Raw genomic sequence first — 18258 nt, forward strand, 5'->3', positions numbered from 1 at the left:
CGTGGCGCTACGGCGGGGCGCGGCGCGCTTCTATAGTCGGGGCGGTTCGCCCCTTCCCCGTTCGCCATGTCCACCGAAATCCTGTCCCGCCGCAAGGCCTTGTCGCTGCTCGTCGTGGTGGTGCTGGCCTGGGGCTTCACCTGGGTCGTCAGCAAGCTGCTGCTGCAATACCTGACGCCGCTCTGGGCGGTGGCCGCGCGCAGCGTCGTCGGCGCCGCCGCATTGCTGTTGCTGGGCCTGGCGCTGCGGCGGGTGGCCCGGCCGGTCAAGGCCGACCTGCCGGTGATTCTGAGCGTGGGCCTGCTGCACATGGGCGCGTTCGCCGCGCTGGTCAGCCTGGGCCTGCAATACGTGCCGGCCGGCCGCTCGGTGGTGCTGGCCTACACCACGCCGCTGTGGGTCATCCCGGCCGCGCGCATGTTCCTGGGCGAGCCGATCGGGCGCGGACGGCAACTGGGGCTGGCGCTCGGCCTGCTGGGGCTGGCGGTCATCTTCAATCCGCTGTCCTTCGACTGGGGCAATCACGATGCCCTGTTGGGCAACGGCCTGGTGCTGCTGGCGGCGTTGTGCTGGGCCGCCAACATCGTCTACGTGCGCGCGCATCGCTGGGTCACGCCGCCGTTCGAGCTGGCGTTCTGGCAGGCGTTGCTGGCGTCGGGGGGGCTGGCCGCGGTCGCCTGGGCGGCGGAGGGCGCGCCGCGCGTGGCGTGGCATGCGGACCTGGCCTGGCTGCTGGGTTATGGCGGCGTGTTCGGCATCGCGGTGGCGTACTGGGCGGCGGTGAATGTGAACCGGTCGCTGCCGGCGGGCGTTACCGCGATCGGCCTGCTGGGCGTGCCGGTGGTGGGCCTGCTGTGCTCGGCGGCGGTGCTGCATGAGCCGCTGGACCTGCCGTTGTCGCTGGGGATGGCGTTGATCGTGGGCGGCATCGCCGCCGGGGTGCTGGACAAGGCGCGCGGATAGCGGCGGGCCAAAAAAGGCGCTTGACGCCTGGAATCGGGTCTGTGTATCGTACGATCTATATCTTAAGATATATCGTAAGTAAAACGTCAGACACCCGCGAGGCCCTTCATGCGCCATTTCCATTTCCTGACCGCCTTTGCCCGTGGCGCCCGCCACGCCCATCCTGAGCGCCACGGCCATCATCACGACCGTCACGCCCATCAACACCATGACGGCGATCACGGCCCTCAAAGTCATCACGATCACCCGGCATTCCATGCTCATCGCGGCCACGGCTCGGACTTCGCGTTCGGCGGCTGGCACGAGGGCGGCCGTGGCCGTCACGGACGCCACGCCGGGGGCGGCGGCTGGTTCGGCGGCGGCCCGTGGGGCGGCCGCGGCGGCGACGCCGACGACGGCTTCGGCGGCGATGGCCGCCACTTTGCGCGCGGTCGCAAGGTCACCGCCGACGACCTGCAGTTGATGCTGCTTGGCCTGCTGGAGCAGAACCCCAGCCATGGCTACGAACTGATCAAGGCGCTGGGCGCCATGTCCAACGGTTTCTACACGCCCAGCCCCGGCATGGTGTATCCCGCGCTGACCTACCTGGAGGAACTGGGCTACGCCACCGTCGAGCAGGAAGGCAGCAAGAAGCGCTATCACCTGGCCGAGCCGGGCCGCGCGCACCTGGACGCCAATCGCGAGCGCCTGTCGGTGATGTTCAACAAGCTCAAGCACGTGGCCCGCAAGATGGACTGGATGCGCCAGGCCTGGAGCGGCGAACCGCGCGCGGCCGCCGGCGATGATGAAAACGCCGCCGGCTGGATCGACGAATTCGTGCATGCGCGCCAGGCGATCCGTCACGCGCTGCTGCAACGCACCGACGCCTCGCCGGCCGAGCAGCGCCGCATCGCCGCCATCCTGCGCCGCGCCACCGAGGAAATCACGGGCAAGGACTGTGGCTGATCCCGGCCCTTTCCCGTCCATCCCTTTGGAGACTTCATGACCCAGACCGACCTGACCGTCGAACGTGTGCGCCATCCGCTCAAGATGCGCATCCTGACCGTGGCGCGTGTCGAACGCATCGCGGGCCTGTTGGCCCGCATCACCTTCACCGGCGAGGATCTGCATGACTTCGTGTCCGCGTCGTTCGACGACCACGTGAAGCTGTTCTTTCCCGCCGATCCCTCGCAACCGCCGGCCCTGCCCGAAGTCGGCCCCGACGGCATCACGTTCCCCGAGGGCATGCCGCGCCCGGCGGCGCGCGACTACACCCCGCGCCGCTTCGACGCCACGCGCCAGGAACTGGACATCGATTTCGTGCTGCACGGCGATGGCCCGGCCGCCACCTGGGCCGAGCAGGCCACGGTTGGCCAGCGCCTGGGCATCGGCGGCCCGCGCGGCTCGTTCGTGGTGCCTGCGGGCTTCGACTGGCATGTGCTGATCGGCGATGAAACCGCGCTGCCGGCCATCGCCCGCCGCCTCGAAGAACTGCCCGCCACGACGCAGGCGCTGGTGCGGGTCGAAGTGCCCAGTGCCGGCAACGAGATTCCGCTGACCACGCGGGCCCAGGCCTCAGTGCGCTGGCTGCATCGCAATGGCACGGCCGCCGGCTACAGCACCCTGCTGCTGGAAGCGGCGCGCGAACTGACGCTGCCGGCGGGCGCGGGTTATGTCTGGGTGGCGGCCGAATCCGCGGTGGCCAAGGCGGTGCGTGAAATCATGGTGGCGCAGCATGGCATCGACAAGCGCCGCATCCGCGCGGCCAGCTACTGGAAGCGCGGCGCCATCGCGGTGCACGAATCGCACGACGACTGAGCCACCGTGGCGGCGACGGGCGGCTTGAGGGCGGCACCGGCCAGCGGCCCGCCATGGCCACGGCGCCTAAGCGTGCGCCAGCGCCAGCAGATTGGCCACGCGCCCGCCGGGCGCGTCCTCGCGCACCGCCAGCCCCAGCACCGCGCGCGGCCAGTCCAGCGCGAACGGGCGGTACACCACGCCGTCCGGCCGCAGGTGCCGCAGCGACGCGGGCACGATCGCCACGCCCATGCCGGCCGCCACCAGGTTCACCGCCGAGGACAACTGCGGCGCGCGCTGGCCGGGCAGCGGGTTCAGTCCGTGCTGGCGGCATGCCGCCATGATGTCGGCGCTCAGGCCGTAGCCGGACTTGCGCGAATACTGGATGAAGCGTTCGTGCGCCAGGTCGGCCGGCGCCAGCCGCTTGCGCCGCGCCAGCCGATGGCTCAGCGGCAGCGCCACCATCAAGGGTTCTTCCGTCAACTGCATGAAGCGCAAACCGCCGTCCATGGCGAACGGCGGCCGCACGAAGGCCGCGTCGATCAGGCCGGCGCGCAGGCGCGCCACCAGCGTTTCGCTGTCGTCTTGGGACAGCGTCATTTCCACGTCGGGATATTGCTGCCGGTAGAGCCGGATCAGTTCCGTCACGACCGGGTGGAACGAGGCCGATTCGGTGAACCCCAGCGACAGCTCGCCGACTTCGCCTCGCGCGGCGCGCTGCGCCATTTCCACCGCCGCCTGCGCGCGTTGCAGGATGTCCTGCGCGCACGCCAGGAAAGCGCGGCCGGCATCGTTCAGGCTGACGCCGCGTCCGCGCCGGTCGAACAGCGGCGTGCCCACTTCCTCTTCCAGTTGCCGTATCTGCTGCGACAGCGGCGGTTGCGCCATGCCGAGCTGTTCGGCCGCGCGGGTGAAGTGCTGGGCTTCGGCCGTGGCCACGAAGTAACGCAGATGGCGCAGTTCCATTTGATATCCATAAAGTACTAATATTCAATTTTCCATATATTGGACATTCTAGTTCGGCGGCGGGATGATGCGGGCATCGACGTATCGTTTTCCAAAGGAATGCCCCATGACCCAGACCCTCACTCCCGGCGCCCGGTTGCGCCAGCATCTCGCCCAGGACATCGTGGTGGCGCCCGGCGCCTATGACGGCCTGTCGGCCCGCCTGGTGGCGGCCGCCGGCTTCAACGCGGTCTACGCCAGCGGCGGCGCGATCGCGCGTGCTGCCGGTTATCCCGACATCGGCCTGCTGAGCTTCACCGAGGTCATGGACCGGGTCGAGAAAATCGTCGACGCCAGCGGCCTGCCGGTGGTGGCCGACGCCGACACCGGTTTCGGCGGCTCGGCCAACGTCGAGCGCACGGTGCGCGCCATGGAGCGCGCCGGCGTGGCGGCCTTCCATATCGAGGATCAGTCGTTTCCCAAGCGCTGCGGCCACCTGGATGACAAGAGCCTGGTCGATACGCAGGAAATGTGCCGCAAGGTGCACATCGCGCGCCAGACGCTGGCCGATGCCGACACGCTGGTGATCGCCCGCACCGACGCCATCGCGGTCGAGGGCTTCGAGGCCGCCATCGCGCGCGCGGAACACTACCTGCGGGCGGGCGCCGACATGGTGTTCGTCGAGGCCCCGGAAACGCTGGAACAGATCCGCGCCATCGCGGACCGGCTGCCCGGCCTGAAGCTCATCAACATGTTCTATGGCGGCAAGACGCCGCTGGTGCCGCTGCCGGATCTGGCGGCCATGGGCTATCGCCTGGCGATCATTCCGTCGGACCTGCAGCGCGCCGCCATCCACGCCATGCAGGCCACGCTGGCGGCGATCCGCGAGACCGGCGACAGCAGCGCGCTGGCCGACCGCCTGACCAGCTTCAAGGAACGCGAGGAGATCGTGCAGACGCGCCGCTACCTGGCGCTGGACACGCAGTAGGGGCTAAGCCATTGCGGACGCGGGCGAGCGCGGCGCGCGCCGCCCGCGCGGCGTCACTGGCGGCAGCGCTGCGGCATCGACAGCGGCCACAGGCGCTGGTTGTAGGCGCCGTAGAGCGTGCGGATGCCGCACACCAGCGTGACGCGCGCCACCATCGCGCCGCGTTCGTCCAGGATCATCGACTGCGCGCGCGTCGACACCACCGCGCGCTGGTTGGCGTAGTCCGAGGCCCACAGATAGGCGGGCGCAACCGCCATGCGGCCCTGGCCATCGGCGTAGCCGAAGTAATCGCCGACGGCGGCGACCGACAGGCCGTTGCGGCGCGGCCCCAGATGGGTGAAGGTCGGCCCGGACGCGACGCCCTTGTCGTTGATCGCGCGCATGCCACCATCGGGCAGCACCAACGCGGCCTGGCCCTCCGAGAACGCGGTGCCGTTGCCGGCCAGCGTCAGGCGAGTCTTGCCGGCGGTGTCGACGTAGGCGGTGATCGGTTTGCCGTTATCGTCGCTGCCATGCCGCACCAGCCAGGCCGATCCCGCCGGCCAATACCATTGGCCGGCCGGCAGGTTGATGACGGTCTTGCCATGCTCGTCGATCAGGCGCGCGCCGCCGTCGCCGCTGATCAACGCGCGCGCCGGCCTGCCCTGGAAGGGCGTGCCCGCCACCGGGCCGGGCGCGACTTGCCAGCGGCCCTGGCTGTCAACGTAGCCGTGCCGGTCGGCGCGGCGGATCGCCAGCCAGTCGCCCATCGGGACGTATTGGGCGTCTTCCAGGTCGAGCGTGCCGGAGGCGTCGGGCGCGATCAGCCAGCGCTGCTTTTCGCTGTAGGCGATGTAGCTGCCATTGGCCTCGCGCGACACCTCCAGCGCCGGCTGGAAGGCGGTCAGGACGCGCCCGTCACGATTGACCAGTGCGGCCGGCCGGCGGTAATCGTCCGCTTGCGGCCCGGCTTGCAGCACCCGCCACAGCTTGTCGCTGACGCGTTCGACGGCGTGGTGGCGGGGCGGCACCACCCACTGGCCCTGCGGATCGATCACGCCGGCCTTGCCGGCGCCGAGCGAGGCGGCGGCCTGGCCGTGCTGGAATCGGCCGATGTGCTGGAAGGCCAGCGGCGACACTTCCTTGCCGGCGATGAAATCGTACAGGCCCCACGGGTCGCCCTCGGCCGCGGTCTTCAGATAGCGCACCCGTCCGGGCGCCACCACCTCGGCCTCGAAATAGTCCGGCAGCGCATAGATCCTGCCGGTCCGGTCGATCAGCCGGGTCTGGCCCTTGGCGTAGATCAGCGCATAGCCCTGATGGAAGGCGCCGATGTACTGCTGTAGCGGTAGATCCATGGGCTGGCCGCGGCCATCGAGCAACTGCACGCCGGCCTCGGTCTGCGCGGCAAAGCGCAGGTCGCCAGCGCCGAGGGGGGCGGCCCCGGCCTCGTCGTCGGCGCCGTTGTCGTCGCGCGCCCCGTCCAGCGGCACGATCTCGGTCCAGTCCTTATGCGTGGCAACGCTGCCGTCGGCCAGCAGCAGGCCGGCGCCGCCGTCCGTGCAGTGGCAGTAGCCCTGGCCCAGCAGGCCCAGCGGGCCGCCCGGCACGTCCAGCGGCAGGTCGCGCAGTTGCGCCCCTTGCGCCGCTGCCAGGGCGTCGGGCTGCAGGATCGCGCGGCCGTCGGCGTCCAGGGCGTTGAGCAATTGGCCGTCCTGGCTGGACAGCCACAGCTTGCCCTGGCGCAGCGCCATCCGGCCGACATCGGCTAGCCACTGCGGCGCGCTCTCGCCATGCAGCCACACGCCCTTGGGCGTCAGCAGGCCGGCCACCTGGCCCGCCGGATTGCGGAACAGCAGATAGCCGCCTTCGTTCTGTTCGGCGCGCATGCCGCTGCCCAGCACCACCGGTTCGGCCCGGCCGGCCACATAGGCCTTGAGTGTGTCGCCCGACGCGTACACCAGCGTGTCGTCATGGATCGCCGAGGTGCGCGCCTCGGCCGGCGTGAGCGTCGCCAGCGGCCGTCCCCCGGCATCCAGCAGGGCATACCCCTTGCCGCGTGGCAGCTCGGCGCTCCAGAAGGCCCGGCCCACGCGGGTCAGGCGCTCGTAGCGCATGCCCTGGCCAATCACATTGCCGTCAGCGTCGATCAGCACCTCTTCTTCCATGCCGGCGCCAAGCGCCAGGGCGTCGTCGTCGCGCCGCGAGATGTCGTGGTATTGCGGCGGCACGCGCCAGTTCCAGTCGCTATCGAGCAGGCCGTACATACCGTGGTTGTCCACGCCGATGAACAGGCCGTTGCCGTAGCTGGACAGCACTTGCACGCCGGGCTTGGCGTAGCGGCGCTCGCCATTGGCGGCGCGGAATTCCTCGCGATAGGTGATCGACAGCCGGGCCGGCTTGCCTTCGCCCAGGCGCACGCTGTCGACGCTGGCATCGATGGCGTCGCCCACCGCCTTGCCGGCGCGGTCGATCAATTGGTACTGGCCGTCCTGCGTCACCACCGCCAGCCCGCCCGCGACGAAATCCGAGGCGCTGTCGTAGCGCGGCGGCACCGCCATCTTGCCCTTGGCGTCGATATAGCCCCACTTGCCTTTCCAGCGCACCGCGGCCAGGCCATGATGGAAATCGCCGACCCGTTCGAACTGCGGCGCCACGGCCAGTCTGCCGTTGGCGTCGACAAAACCCCAGGCGTGGCGGCGCAGCGAAGCGTCGGTGGGCACGCGGTCGATCTCTTCGAGCGAGGAGGGCAGCAGCACCGCGGCGCGGTCTTCCGACAGCGGGCCGATGCAGCCGGCGGGGCCGGCATCGCCATGGCGGGCATCGCGTACGGCGGTCACGTCCATGGGGCCGTCGACGCAGGAGATGCCATCATGGCGGTACTGGGCGGTGGCGGATAGCGAGCACCCCAGCGCGGCCAGGGCGCAGGCGAGGCGGGTAGCGTGAAACGCGCGTGAAATCATGGTCATTGTGCCTGGGCGGATTCAGGGGGCGGCGCGCGTCCGAGGTCGCGGGCGTCAGGGCAGGTCAGTGTTTCGCGCGGCCAGGTCAGCCGTCCGTGCGCGTCGAACACAACGACCTGGCCGCAGATCAGGCCGAACAGCGCCGTGGTGGCGCCGCGTGTGTCGATGAATTCCAACTGCCCCTCGCGGCGCACCAGGGCGCGGCCTTCGCTGAAGTCATCGGCCCAGCCGAACGCCGGCGCGATGACGTAGCGGCCGGTCAGGTCGATGTAGCCCAGCAGCTTGCCGCTGCGTTGTTCGCGCCGCGCCAGCGCCAGGCCGTCGCGCAACGGGCCGAGCCGGTCGAAGTAAGGGCCGACCACGCGCTTGCCGTCGGCATTGACGAAGCCATAGCGGTCGTTCTGGCCGCGATAGACCACCACGCCTTCGCTGGCATTGCGTTCCTCCAGCGCGAATTCGCCCTGCAAACGGGTGATTTCGCGGCCTTGTAGATCGGTCATCACGCTTTGCGAATTCTTGCCGTCGCGGAACACCACGCGCTTCATCGAAGCCAGCGGCGTGCCGTCGCCACGCGCGGCCAGCAGCGTCTTGCCGTTCTCGTCCATCAGCCGGTAGCGCTGGCCGTCGAAGACGCGCGCCAGGCCTTCGGGCTGCACGAAGAAGGGGTTGAATTCGCCCTGGGTGGCGGGCACCTTGAAGTTGCCCCGGGCGTCGATGGCGCCGTTGCGCGAACGGTACTGCACGTAGATCCAGTCGCCGAATGGTTCCTTGCGCTCGGGCTCGCCTTCGAACAGCCGGGTCATGCCGCCCTGGGCGTCGAACAGCAGCGTGGCGCCGTCCTTGCCCTGCGCCAGATAGCGGCCGCGCTTGAGGTCCTGCGGACGGTCGTGCAGCACCACGCTGCGCTTGCCGGTGCGCAGGTCGATCAGGCGATAGTCGTCGCCGTAGCCGGTGTCATCCTCGCGCTTCGGTTCCCGCGCCAGCAGATAGCCGTTCCCCAGGTAATCGAGTTCATAGCTGCTGGAGTAGGTGGCGGCGACTACCCATTTGCCGTGGCGGTCGATGACGCCCCAAAGGCCCTGATCCTGCGCCTTGGCCCAGTCGTCGGTGAAATCCTCGATGCGTTCGAGTGTCGGCTTGACGGCCTCGCGGGCGCTGCGGATGTTCCACAGGCCCCAGCGGCGGTCGCGGCGTCCGTCCAGCGCATAGAAGTAGAGCAGATCGCCGTCGAGCTTGTCGCCGTTGACCTCGATGCGCGCCGGCAGCTTCTGCGGATTGCCGCGGGTATCGATCAGCACGGCGGCATTGCGGTCCGTGTCGGGCATGCGGGCCCACGCGTAAGCGCCCTTGAAGCCGCCGATGCTGGCGAACCTGGGCGGCAGGATCCAGTTGCCCTCGGCATCAATGGCGCCGACGGTGCGCTTGCGGGTCTGCACCAGCAGGGGGGCGCTGGCGTCATAGCTGCTCATGTCGTCCCATTCCGGGTTGGTGACGATCTTGCCCGAACGCGTCAGGATGCCGGTCGGCTGGCTGTAGTCGTGGGGATGCAGCAACGCCAGCGGCAGCGCTTCGGCCTGCGTCTTGCCGTCGCGCCGGGGGCTGAACGGCGTGACGCGGTATTGGGCCAGCCGTGCGACCGTGCCGGCGTCCAGCAACGGCGTGCCGTCGGCGCGATAGATCTGCGTCAGGGTCGCTTCGGTGTCGTAGCCCCCCGCATCGGCGCTGACCGCAGCGTCGGCGGCGGCCATGGCAGCGTCGGCGGCAGCCGCGGCGGTGTCGGTCGCCGCTTCGACGGCTTGCGGCGCATCGGCGGCTTCGGCCGCCTCTACGGCCTGCGGTGGGGCCGGATCGGTGGGCGATGCCATGGCCGCCGCGGCGGCCGGCTGCCGGTCGCTGAGCCAGGCCAGGCCGTGTCTGACGCTGACGCGGCCGAAGTCCGCGCGCACCACCTGCGGCTTGCCGTTGGGCGGGATCAGGATCACCGCGTCGATGTCGCTCAACACCTTCCAGCCATCGGTCGCCTCGACGCCGACGTACGGCTGGGAGAAGGTATGCAGCGGCTCCAGTCGCGCGTCCAGCAGCGCGTCGGGGCCTTGCCCTTTGGGCCGCTTCACCAGCCACAGCCCGCGCGCCACGCGCGTCACATTTTCATAACCGTCGCCGTTGAGCGCCGTGCCATCGGGCCGCACGAAGCGCCAGGCGCCCTCGCGCAGCACGGCCAGCGTGTCGCCGTCGCGCAGCGGCGCTTGCTGCGAGCGCAGCACCTCCGGCGCGATGGCCCAGCGGCCGTCGGCATCCAGCAAGCCCCACTCGCCGCCATAACGCGAACTGCGCCGTTGCGCCGGCAGGTCGCCGGAGTCGGACGGCGCCAGCATCATCACATCGGCGGGCAGCGTCAGCGCGCGGCCGGTCGCGGTGTTGAACAACCGCGGCGGCTGCGGCACTTCCATTTCCGCGAGTTTCTGGCCGCGTTGGAAGCCCCACGAGCGCGTGCCCAGCACGAAGGTCTTGACCACCTGGCCCTGGCGATCGATCAGCACGTCGCGTTCGTCCTGCTCGACCAGCGCGGTGCCTGCGGCGTTGAAGCCCGAGGCGCGCGTGAAGCGCGGTTCGATGGCCCAGTTGCCACGCGGGTCGATGTAGCCCCACAGGTCTCCCTGGCGCACCGCCGCCAGGCCGTTCTGGAACGACTCGGCTTCCTGGAACGCTGGCGCGATGACCATCCCGCCCTGCTTGTCGATGTAGCCCCAGGTGCCGGCCGCATCGTCGGCCTTGCCGGTGATCACGGCGGCCAGGCCTTCGGCATACCCGCGCTGGCAACTGACGTCGGGGGTGACCGCATAGGTGCGGCCGACGCAGTCGCGTTGCCAGTCGGCGTATTCGTCGGCGCTGGCCGGCGCGGAGCCCAGGCTCAGGCTGGCCAGCGCCGCGACCAGCGCCAGCGGCCGCCGCCCCGGCCGGCAGAGCGCGCGCGAGCGGAAAGCGCCCCTCATGATGCGACGGGCGCGCAGCGCGCCTGATCGCGCGCGGGCGCAATGGATGGGAACGGGCGGGGCCGGGCGTGCCGCATGATGGAAGTGCCTGTGGGGATAGGAACGAGGACAGCACTGTAACCAGCCATCGCCCGCAAAAAGACGGCATATGTAACGATAGAAAACCAACCGTTAACATCGCCCGCCTTGGCGGCTGCCGGCCTGCCAGGCAGGGCGCGGCGGCGGGCCCGGGCGATGCCTGCTGGCATTCCCGCGGCGCATGCAGCCGGCGAAAAATAATCGGTTGAAGGGCGGCCCGGGCGCCCCTGTAATAGCGGCATTCGCCCCTGCGCGGGCGCCGACGTTTCACGCCAGAGGTTCGCCATGTCCGCCGTTCCCGCCGTCGCCGCTCCGTCCGACCCCGCCCCCCCGTCACGCAAACTGTGGCTGATGGTGCTGGCCGGAGGCATCGTCATGGGCCTGGCGCTGGGCGTGCGGCACGTGCAGGGCCTGTTCCTGCTTCCCGTCACCATGGATCGCGGCTGGTCGCGCGAGGCCTTCGCCATGGCCATGGCGGTGCAGAACCTGACCTGGGGCGTGGCGCAGCCCTTCACCGGCATGATTGCCGACCGCTATGGCTCGGCCAAGGTGGTCCTGGGCGGCCTGGTGTTCTATGCGCTGGGGCTGGTCGGGATGGCGCACGCTACCAGCGCGGCGGCCTTCATGTGGAGCGCCGGCATCTGCATCGGCATCGCCTTGTCGGGCACCGCGTTCGCCGTGATCTACGGCGCGCTCAGCCGGCTGGTGCCGCCCGAGCGGCGCGGCTGGGCCCTGGGCGTGGCCGGCGCGGTCGGCGGGCTGGGGCAGTTCACCCTGGTGCCAGCGGCGCAGTGGCTGATTGGCGGCTGGGGCTGGGTGAGCGCCTTGCTGATCTTCGCGTCGGTGCTGGCGGCGGCGCTGCCGCTGGCCTGGCCGCTGAAGGAAACCGTCCGCGTGGCGGCGGCGCCCGGCGCCGCGCAGCCCGGGCAACGGTTGGGCGCGGCGATCCGCGAGGCCTTCGCGCAACCGGGCTTCTGGCTGCTGAACCTCGGGTTCCTGGCCTGCGGCTTCCAGTTGGCCTTCATCGGCACACACCTGCCGGCCTATCTGATGGACAAGGGCATGCGCGCGGCGGACGCCGTCGCCGCGCTGGCCATCATCGCGCTTGCCAATGTGGCCGGCACTTACGTCTGCGGCATCCTCGGCGCGCACCATCGCCGCAAGTACCTGCTGGCCGGCATCTACCTGCTGCGCACCGCCGCCATGGCGCTGTTCTTCCTGTTGCCGCTGTCGCCAGCGTCGGTCTACGTGTTCGCGGCGGTCATGGGCTTTGTCTGGCTCGGCACGGTGCCGCTGACCAACGGCCTGATCGCGCAGGTGTTCGGGGTGCGCTACATCACGACGCTGTTCGGTTTCGTTTTTTTTGGCCACCAGCTCGGTTCGTTCCTGGGCGTTTGGCTGGGCGGCGTCGTGTTCGAGGCGACCCATTCGTACGACCTGATCTGGCTGGGCGCGATGGCGCTGGGCGTGCTGTCGGCGGCGCTGCACTGGCCCATCGACGACCGCGAGCTGCCGCGCGCACGCGCCGCCGTGGCCGCCTGAGCGGCGGACGGCGGGACTACAGGGGCCGGTGCTGCGTGCCCGCGCCCAGCGTGACGTGCAGCATGCGACAGGGTTCGATGACCTTGACCGTATGCCAGACGCCTTTGGGAATCACGTAGGCGCTTCCGGCTTCCAGCCGCACCGACTGGATGCCGGTGGGCCATTCCAGCTGCAGCTCGGCCGTGCCGGACATCAGGCGCACGATCTCGTCGGCCTGCGGGTGCATTTCCCATTGCGGCCAGTCGGCGCTGAAGGTGTATTCCGACAACAGCCAGCCGTGGCCATAAGGTTCCAGCGCCTCGCGCGGCAGGGACCAGAAGGCGTTGCCGCCCTCGACCGTGGCGGCGTGGCCGGCGGTATCCAGAAAGAGGTAGTGCGACGACAGATCGATGGGCATGCGGTTTCTCCAGGGAGCGGCCTATACGCGTTATAACAGTGTCGCGGGCCGCGTCGGCGGCACGCCTTTGCGTCAAGGAGCCCCGCATGCAGATCGAATCCCGTTGGTTGTTTCCGTGCGAGCCCCGCCACATCTGGCCGCATTTCCTGCACGCGCGCATGGACGACACCCGGCCGCTGCTGTTTCGGCTCGGCGTGCCCAAGCCGATCAGTTGCAAGGTGCTCGAAGGCACGCCCGCCGTGGGCCTCACGCGCCAGTGCACCACCGACCGTGGCACCATCGATCAGCGCATCCTGATCCTGCAGCCCGACGAACGCCTGCGCTACCAGATGCAGCGCAGCACCGTGTGGTGCGCGGGCTGGGTCGGTTCCCTGGTCGACACCTTCGAGTTGCGGCCGGTGCCGGGGCGCGGCACCGAGGTCCGGCGCGTCACGCAGTTCGAGGCCGCGGGCATCCTGCGCTGGGCCAAGCGCCTGGGCCTGTGGGCCGGGCTGCGCCAGGCGCATGCCTATGCCAGCCGCAATTGGCGCCGCCTGGCGGCGGCCAGCCAGGCCGCGGAAAACGGCTGAAACCGTATGCCCCGATCCGGGCAAAACTGCGATAATCCCGGACTTTCGAGCAGGCGCCCGAGCGCCTGCGGGGCAGGGGGCATGAGCAAAGGCTTCGACGGCGTCAGGCCGGCATCCGAATCGTCCATCGAGATCGGCTTCTTCCACCAGGGCCGACATTGCGTGGAGCGTATCCGCGTCAAACCCACTGCGGCCAACCTCAAGCGCGCCGCCGAACGACGCGCCGCCATCCTGGCGGCCATCGCGCGCGGCGACTTCGACTACGACGCCGAATTCCCCCGGCGTGCCATTGCTTCCCCTCCCGCAAAGGACCCCACATGACCGGCGCCGCCGCCTTGCCCGTGCACGACCTGACCGCCGATGCCTTCACCGCCTACGGCTGGATGCTGGGCAAGCCCATCCCGCTGGGCAACGGCGTGCCGATGTTCAGCAACGAGGCCACCGACTTCTGGCAGGAACATGTCTTCAACACCGGCGCCGGCGGCGACGCCGAGGTGCTGTGGGTCAATTACCGCAGCGCCGCTTCCGAGATCGCCAGCCTGGAAAAGCACCTGCTGACGCAACAGGCGATCGTGCCGCTCACCGGCGCCATCATCCAGGTGGTGGCGCGCAGCGCGGCCGACGGCAGCCCGGACCTGGCAACCCTGGCGGCGTTCCGCGTCGAGCCGGGGCAGGGCGTGTGCATGCGCCCGGGCTGTTGGCACGCCACGCGCGTGGACGAGGCCGAAGTCACCTGCCTGATGCTGACGCGCCGCTCGACCACGCTGGACCTGATCCAGCACCTGACCATCGACGCCACCCCCAGCGAAAGCGCGATTACGGCGATTCCGGCGCGGCAACTGGAGCCGCTGCGTTTGCCGGACTGAATCCTGGCGGACGGACAGGCGGTGTCCGGCGCATGGTGTTGGCGCATTGCATCGCCGCCCCATGGCCCGCAAAAAGATAGTGCCGTCATCTCCGTGCGCTTTCACTACCCTGGTGAAATGTGCCAGAATTTCAGCGACTGTTTGTCCTGTCCGCGACGCTGCCGCCATTCGGGCGTTGCCAACCGCTATCCGAGTTGGAGCATGGAATGCGCATACGCCGCGCTGGCGTCGGATCTTCCACCGGAGCTTTGCCCGGCCTTTTCCTTTGGCTCCGAGGCGTCGCCGCGCTGGCATTGATTGCCGGCGCCAGCGGTTGCAGCTTCACCTCGCCCGACGCGGCGACCGGTTCGCAGTACGTCGGCATTGACGGTGTCACGGCGCCCGAGGCGCAGCGCATCGCCAAAGAGGCCTACATCTACGGCTATCCGATGGTCGCCAACTACCAGGCCATCCACGCGGCCAGCATCGACACCGGCAATCCGCAGTACAAGGCTCCGTTCAACACCATCAGCCACGCCCCGCCCCAAGACATGGCGGCGGTGGCGCCCAGCGTCGACGCGCCCGAGTCCTCGGCGGTGCTGGATCTGCGCGCCGAACCCGTCGTCATCCGCGTGCCGCCGATGGAATCCCGCCGCTATTTTTCGCTGCGGCTGCGCGATCTGTATGGCTACAACTTCGCCTATGTCGGCAGCCGTGTCGGCGGCAACGGCGGCGGGCGGTACCTGGTGGTCGGGCCGCGCTGGAACGGCGCCGAGCCCCCGGGCTTCACCAAGGTGATCCGCGCCGAGACCGAACTGGTCAGCATGACGGCGCGCACCCAATGGTTCGGAGCGGCGGACCTGCCGCATCTGAAGCGCATCCAGGCCGGCTACAAGGTCCAGCCGCTGTCGGCCTACCTGCGCAGAAAACCGGCGCCCGCGCCGGCCGCCGTGGCCTGGCTTGCGCCTGAGCCGCCCGCGCAAATGCGCAGCTCGCTCGAGTTCTACAACCAACTGGGCTTTGTGCTGCAATTCGCGCCGGTTCTGCATAGCGAGCGGACATTGCGCAAGCGCCTGGACAGCCTGCGTATCCGTCCCGGCGCGCCGGTCGTCACCGATACCCTGAACCCACGGCTGCGGCAGGTTATGCGCGAAGGCATGCACGACGGCCAGAACGACATCGACAAGCATCGGGTGGCGCTGGCCGGCAAGACCGATACGCTGTTCGGCGACCGCCAGACCCTGCGCCACGACTACCTCGCGCGCGCCACTGGCGCCCAGGTCGACCTGGGCGGCGACAATCGCGAAGAGGCGATGGCCACGGTGCTGGCCACCGACGCGGCGGGGCAGCCGCTGGACGGCGCGCATTCGTACACCCTGCGTTTCGCGCCGCGCGGCCTGCCGCCGGTCAACGCGTTCTGGTCGGTGACCTTGTATCGCATGCCGGGGCGGCAGTTGGCGCCCAATCCCATCGGCCGCCACGCGATCGATGCCGCGATGCTGCCCACGCTCAAGCGCGACCGCGATGGCGGGCTGACGCTGCGCATCCAGCATCAAGCGCCCGGCAAGGGCGACCAGGCCAACTGGCTGCCGGCACCGGCCGGACCGTTCATGCTGACGCTGCGCTACTACTGGCCCCAGCCGGCCTTGCTGGACGGCGCGTGGCAGCCGCCGCAGGCGCAGCGCGTCGGGCCGTAGCGGCGTCGCGGCGGGTGGCCGCAGCGGCCGGCGTCGTGCCTGGCCGCGCGCCGTGGCGGGTCATAGATCCTCGCTGCGCCAGACCTTCAGGACCCGCCCGAAGATCTGCAGGTCCATGTCTTCGGTGATGTCCCAGGCGTCGTACTTGGTGTTCTCGGATTTGGCGCGGATCAGCAGCCCGTTCGCGCTGGGAATGCGCTGCAGGCGCTTGATGAAGCCTTCATTGCCGACGCGAAAGAAAAACACGCCATCGACGTCGGCCTTGACCACTCCCAGGTCCACCAGCAGCGGATCGCCCGGGTTGTACATGGGCCGCATGCTGTCGCCAAAGCCGGTCACCACGCACAGATTGGCCGCCGCGGTGTAGTGGCGCAGGTTCTTGTGCAGCCACTCCTGGCTGACGCGCAGGCTCTGGATCACGCCGGGCTGGTCGCGCAACTCCACCCCCGGGCCCATGGCGCCGCCGGTATCGAAACGGGGAATGCGCAGGTCGTCGGCGGCGCCGTCGTCGGCCGGCCCGGCCAGCACGATGTCGGGCGGATGCTGCGCGGCTTCGTCCAGCAGTTGTTCCAGTGACAGCCCCAGCCCCGCCGCCAGCCGCGCGGCGTATTTGGAGCGTTCGCTGTCGCGCCCTTCGAGGGCGGCGATGGTGCCCACCCCCACGCCGGTGCGCGCTTCCAGCTGTTCCAGGGTAAGACCGAGGGCGGCGCGGTAGCGCCTGATTTGTTTTCCGAGAGCCATGATGCGGACGCTAAACAGTTGTGGAAAATTGTGCAACAACAAGTGTTGAAATCACGATTATACATTTGTAGAATTCTACTCATGGATTACCCGAAACGTGTGTTGCTATCAGACGGAAGCGTGGGTAGCGTATCGCTACCAAAATCCCACAGCAAGGAGCGGCAAATGAATCAGGCAGGAAACATGGCGCTGCGGGCGCCGCAGGACTGGGTCGCCACGGCATCGCAGGCGGGCGCCGTGATCGCGCGTTCGTTCACCGCGCGCCCGGTGGCCGCGCCGCAGGGGGCGCGCCGCAGCCTGCACGCGCAAAACCCGGAGGGCCATGGCATGACGCGAGAAGAATCAGACCAGGTCGAAGCACTGATCATGGAGTGGTACCACTGGAGTCGCGGCTACCGGCCCCAGCTCGGCGTGGGCAAGGTGTCCGCGTTCGCGCGCGGCATGGTGTCCGAGGAGGCCTATGACGACGAAGACGTCGACGCCCGCCTGGCCGCCACGCGTGGCGAGCAGACCGAGCTTTGCATCGATGAACTGCCCTGGCAGCAGCGCTCGGCGATTGGCGTGCACGCCGGCAACAAGGCCGCCGGCGCCCGCGTTTTCAGCAATCCGCGCCTGACGCCCGCGCAGCAGCATGCGGCCTACCAGGAAGCCAAGGCGGCGCTGTTGCCGGCCCTGCGGCGGCGCGCGCTGGTGACGGCGCCGCCGGCGCGACCGTCCATCCGCTAGTGCCAGACCCGCGGCTGTCCGCCAGCACCCCGACTCGACCTAGAATCGGGTACCAGGCGGAGCGCGGCTCCGCCCCAACCGGAGCGCCGCGACGCCGCATGAAGCGCAATTTCAACATCCACGACCTGCGCATCTTCTACACCGTGGTCATGACCGGGTCCACCCGGCAGGCCGCGCAGGCCATGCACATGACGCAGCCCGCCATCAGCCACGCCATTTCGCGGCTCGAGCACGCCACCGGCGTGCAGCTGTTCGACCGTTCCCACAAAACGTTGCGCCCGACCGAGGCCGGGCAGTACCTGTACGGCGAAGCCAAGTTCGTGCTGGACGAGCTGGTGCGCATCGACGAGGCGCTGCACAGCATCGAGCAGTTCGGCGGGCGCGGCCTGCGCATTGCCACCTCGCCGGCGCTGGCGCTGGCCTACGCGCCGGATGCCTTGCATTGCTACGTGCAGACCCATGGCACACGGCCGTTCTCGATCGACCTGGAATCCTCGGTGCAGGTGATCAGCGCCGTGGACACCATGCGCGCCGACTTCGGGCTGGGGGCCGTGTCGCAGGACAGCGCCCGGCTGGCCTTCCGGCCGTTTCTGCGCGCCGAGGTGATGGCTATCGCGCATCGCGAGCATCCCCTGGCGCGCGGCGAGGTCGTGGCCGTCGGCGACATCCGCCCCGAAAGCTATGTGCAGCCGTTGTGGTCCGACTACGTCATGCCGCAAGGCGACATCGCCGAGTCGCTGCAGCTGCGTTCCGGCATGCAGGCGCATATGTCGCTGCTGCCGGGCACGGTGCGCGCGGTGCGTGGCATCAGCCTGATCAACGCGCTGTCGGCGGCCGACATCGTGGCGGCCTATCCCGAGCTGGTGGCGCTGCCGCTGGCCGCGCGCCAGTGGTTCGATTTCGTGCTGATCGCGCGCAACGAGGCAGCCAGCCTGGAGCTGGCCGAGCGCCTGCTGGACGCCTTGCGGGCCGCGGCCCGGGCGCGGCAACAAGGCGTCTACGCGCGGACGATCCAGCTGTTGTCGTAGCGGCCCGGCCCTGAAGGAGGGGGGGCGG

General features: G+C 69.5%; 16 protein-coding genes. 11 read left to right on the plus strand and 5 right to left on the minus strand.

Translation table 11 applies throughout. From position 1 onward, the window contains the following. Nucleotides 1–66 precede the first annotated feature (66 nt). The 3 genes from K2W61_RS11020 to K2W61_RS11030 all read left to right on the plus strand — a co-directional run bounded on the left by K2W61_RS11020 (nt 67) and on the right by K2W61_RS11030 (nt 2760). Nucleotides 67–963, plus strand: a complete 897-nt coding sequence (locus tag K2W61_RS11020; RefSeq protein ID WP_175132984.1) for a DMT family transporter — start codon at nt 67–69, stop codon at nt 961–963. A gap of 108 nt (nt 964–1071) precedes the next feature. Continuing rightward, nucleotides 1072–1908, plus strand: a complete 837-nt coding sequence (locus K2W61_RS11025) for a PadR family transcriptional regulator (RefSeq protein WP_236755602.1) — start codon at nt 1072–1074, stop codon at nt 1906–1908. Between the two features lie 36 nt (nt 1909–1944). Continuing rightward, entirely contained in the window at nt 1945–2760 is an 816-nt protein-coding gene (locus K2W61_RS11030; RefSeq protein ID WP_175141229.1) for a siderophore-interacting protein, read from the plus strand. A 66-nt stretch (nt 2761–2826) separates the two neighbouring features. On the opposite strand, the gene K2W61_RS11035 is transcribed toward K2W61_RS11030, so the two are convergent. Next, nucleotides 2827–3705 (minus strand): LysR family transcriptional regulator, encoded by an 879-nt coding sequence (locus K2W61_RS11035; protein WP_175132982.1) that lies wholly within the window; start codon nt 3703–3705, stop codon nt 2827–2829. 106 nt (nt 3706–3811) lie between these two features. Between K2W61_RS11035 and K2W61_RS11040 the strand changes: the two genes are divergently transcribed. Then, complete coding sequence (locus K2W61_RS11040) at nt 3812–4672, plus strand: isocitrate lyase/PEP mutase family protein (RefSeq protein ID WP_175141228.1); 861 nt, start codon at nt 3812–3814, stop codon at nt 4670–4672. 53 nt (nt 4673–4725) lie between these two features. Here the strand turns inward: K2W61_RS11040 and K2W61_RS11045 are convergent, their stop codons facing one another. Both K2W61_RS11045 and K2W61_RS11050 read right to left on the minus strand, forming a co-directional pair. Next, a complete protein-coding gene (locus K2W61_RS11045; protein ID WP_236755603.1) occupies nt 4726–7614 on the minus strand; it encodes a WG repeat-containing protein in 2889 nt (962 codons plus the stop codon). Between the two features lie 2 nt (nt 7615–7616). Further along, on the minus strand, nt 7617–10607 hold the full coding sequence (locus K2W61_RS11050) for a WG repeat-containing protein (RefSeq protein WP_236755604.1): 2991 nt from the start codon (nt 10605–10607) through the stop codon (nt 7617–7619). Between the two features lie 429 nt (nt 10608–11036). Between K2W61_RS11050 and K2W61_RS11055 the strand changes: the two genes are divergently transcribed. Continuing rightward, nucleotides 11037–12227: an MFS transporter gene (locus K2W61_RS11055; RefSeq protein WP_419761643.1), complete on the plus strand. Its 1191-nt coding sequence runs from the start codon at nt 11037–11039 to the stop codon at nt 12225–12227. Between the two features lie 16 nt (nt 12228–12243). On the opposite strand, the gene K2W61_RS11060 is transcribed toward K2W61_RS11055, so the two are convergent. Next, complete coding sequence (locus K2W61_RS11060) at nt 12244–12624, minus strand: cupin domain-containing protein (RefSeq protein WP_175132978.1); 381 nt, start codon at nt 12622–12624, stop codon at nt 12244–12246. An 86-nt stretch (nt 12625–12710) separates the two neighbouring features. On the opposite strand from K2W61_RS11060, the gene K2W61_RS11065 reads away from it, so the two are divergent. The 4 genes from K2W61_RS11065 (at nt 12711) to K2W61_RS11080 (ending at nt 15735) form a co-directional block, all read left to right on the plus strand. Continuing rightward, nucleotides 12711–13193 carry an SRPBCC family protein gene (locus K2W61_RS11065; protein ID WP_175132977.1) on the plus strand — a complete coding sequence of 161 codons (483 nt, stop codon included), beginning with the start codon at nt 12711–12713 and terminating at the stop codon, nt 13191–13193. A gap of 81 nt (nt 13194–13274) precedes the next feature. Next, nucleotides 13275–13514, plus strand: a complete 240-nt coding sequence (locus K2W61_RS11070) for an Arm DNA-binding domain-containing protein (RefSeq protein ID WP_175132976.1) — start codon at nt 13275–13277, stop codon at nt 13512–13514. Next, entirely contained in the window at nt 13511–14059 is a 549-nt protein-coding gene (locus tag K2W61_RS11075) for an ureidoglycolate lyase (RefSeq protein ID WP_175132975.1), read from the plus strand. Before K2W61_RS11070 ends, K2W61_RS11075 begins: the two co-directional genes overlap by 4 nt. Before the next feature lie 206 nt (nt 14060–14265). Continuing rightward, on the plus strand, nt 14266–15735 hold the full coding sequence (locus tag K2W61_RS11080) for a DUF1254 domain-containing protein (protein ID WP_236755606.1): 1470 nt from the start codon (nt 14266–14268) through the stop codon (nt 15733–15735). A 60-nt stretch (nt 15736–15795) separates the two neighbouring features. Here the strand turns inward: K2W61_RS11080 and K2W61_RS11085 are convergent, their stop codons facing one another. Further along, nucleotides 15796–16476, minus strand: a complete 681-nt coding sequence (locus K2W61_RS11085; protein ID WP_175132973.1) for an XRE family transcriptional regulator — start codon at nt 16474–16476, stop codon at nt 15796–15798. Between the two features lie 165 nt (nt 16477–16641). Between K2W61_RS11085 and K2W61_RS11090 the strand changes: the two genes are divergently transcribed. Both K2W61_RS11090 and K2W61_RS11095 read left to right on the plus strand, forming a co-directional pair. Further along, the gene (locus K2W61_RS11090) at nt 16642–17202 is read left to right on the plus strand and encodes a hypothetical protein (RefSeq protein WP_236755607.1); all 561 of its coding nucleotides are present in this window, start codon (nt 16642–16644) and stop codon (nt 17200–17202) included. 98 nt (nt 17203–17300) lie between these two features. Further along, nucleotides 17301–18230, plus strand: coding sequence for a LysR family transcriptional regulator (locus tag K2W61_RS11095; protein ID WP_175132972.1), 930 nt, complete (start codon nt 17301–17303; stop codon nt 18228–18230). Nucleotides 18231–18258: the final 28 nt, after the last annotated feature.

The organism is Achromobacter pulmonis (assembly GCF_021733725.1).
Lineage (GTDB): Bacteria > Pseudomonadota > Gammaproteobacteria > Burkholderiales > Burkholderiaceae_B > Achromobacter > Achromobacter pulmonis.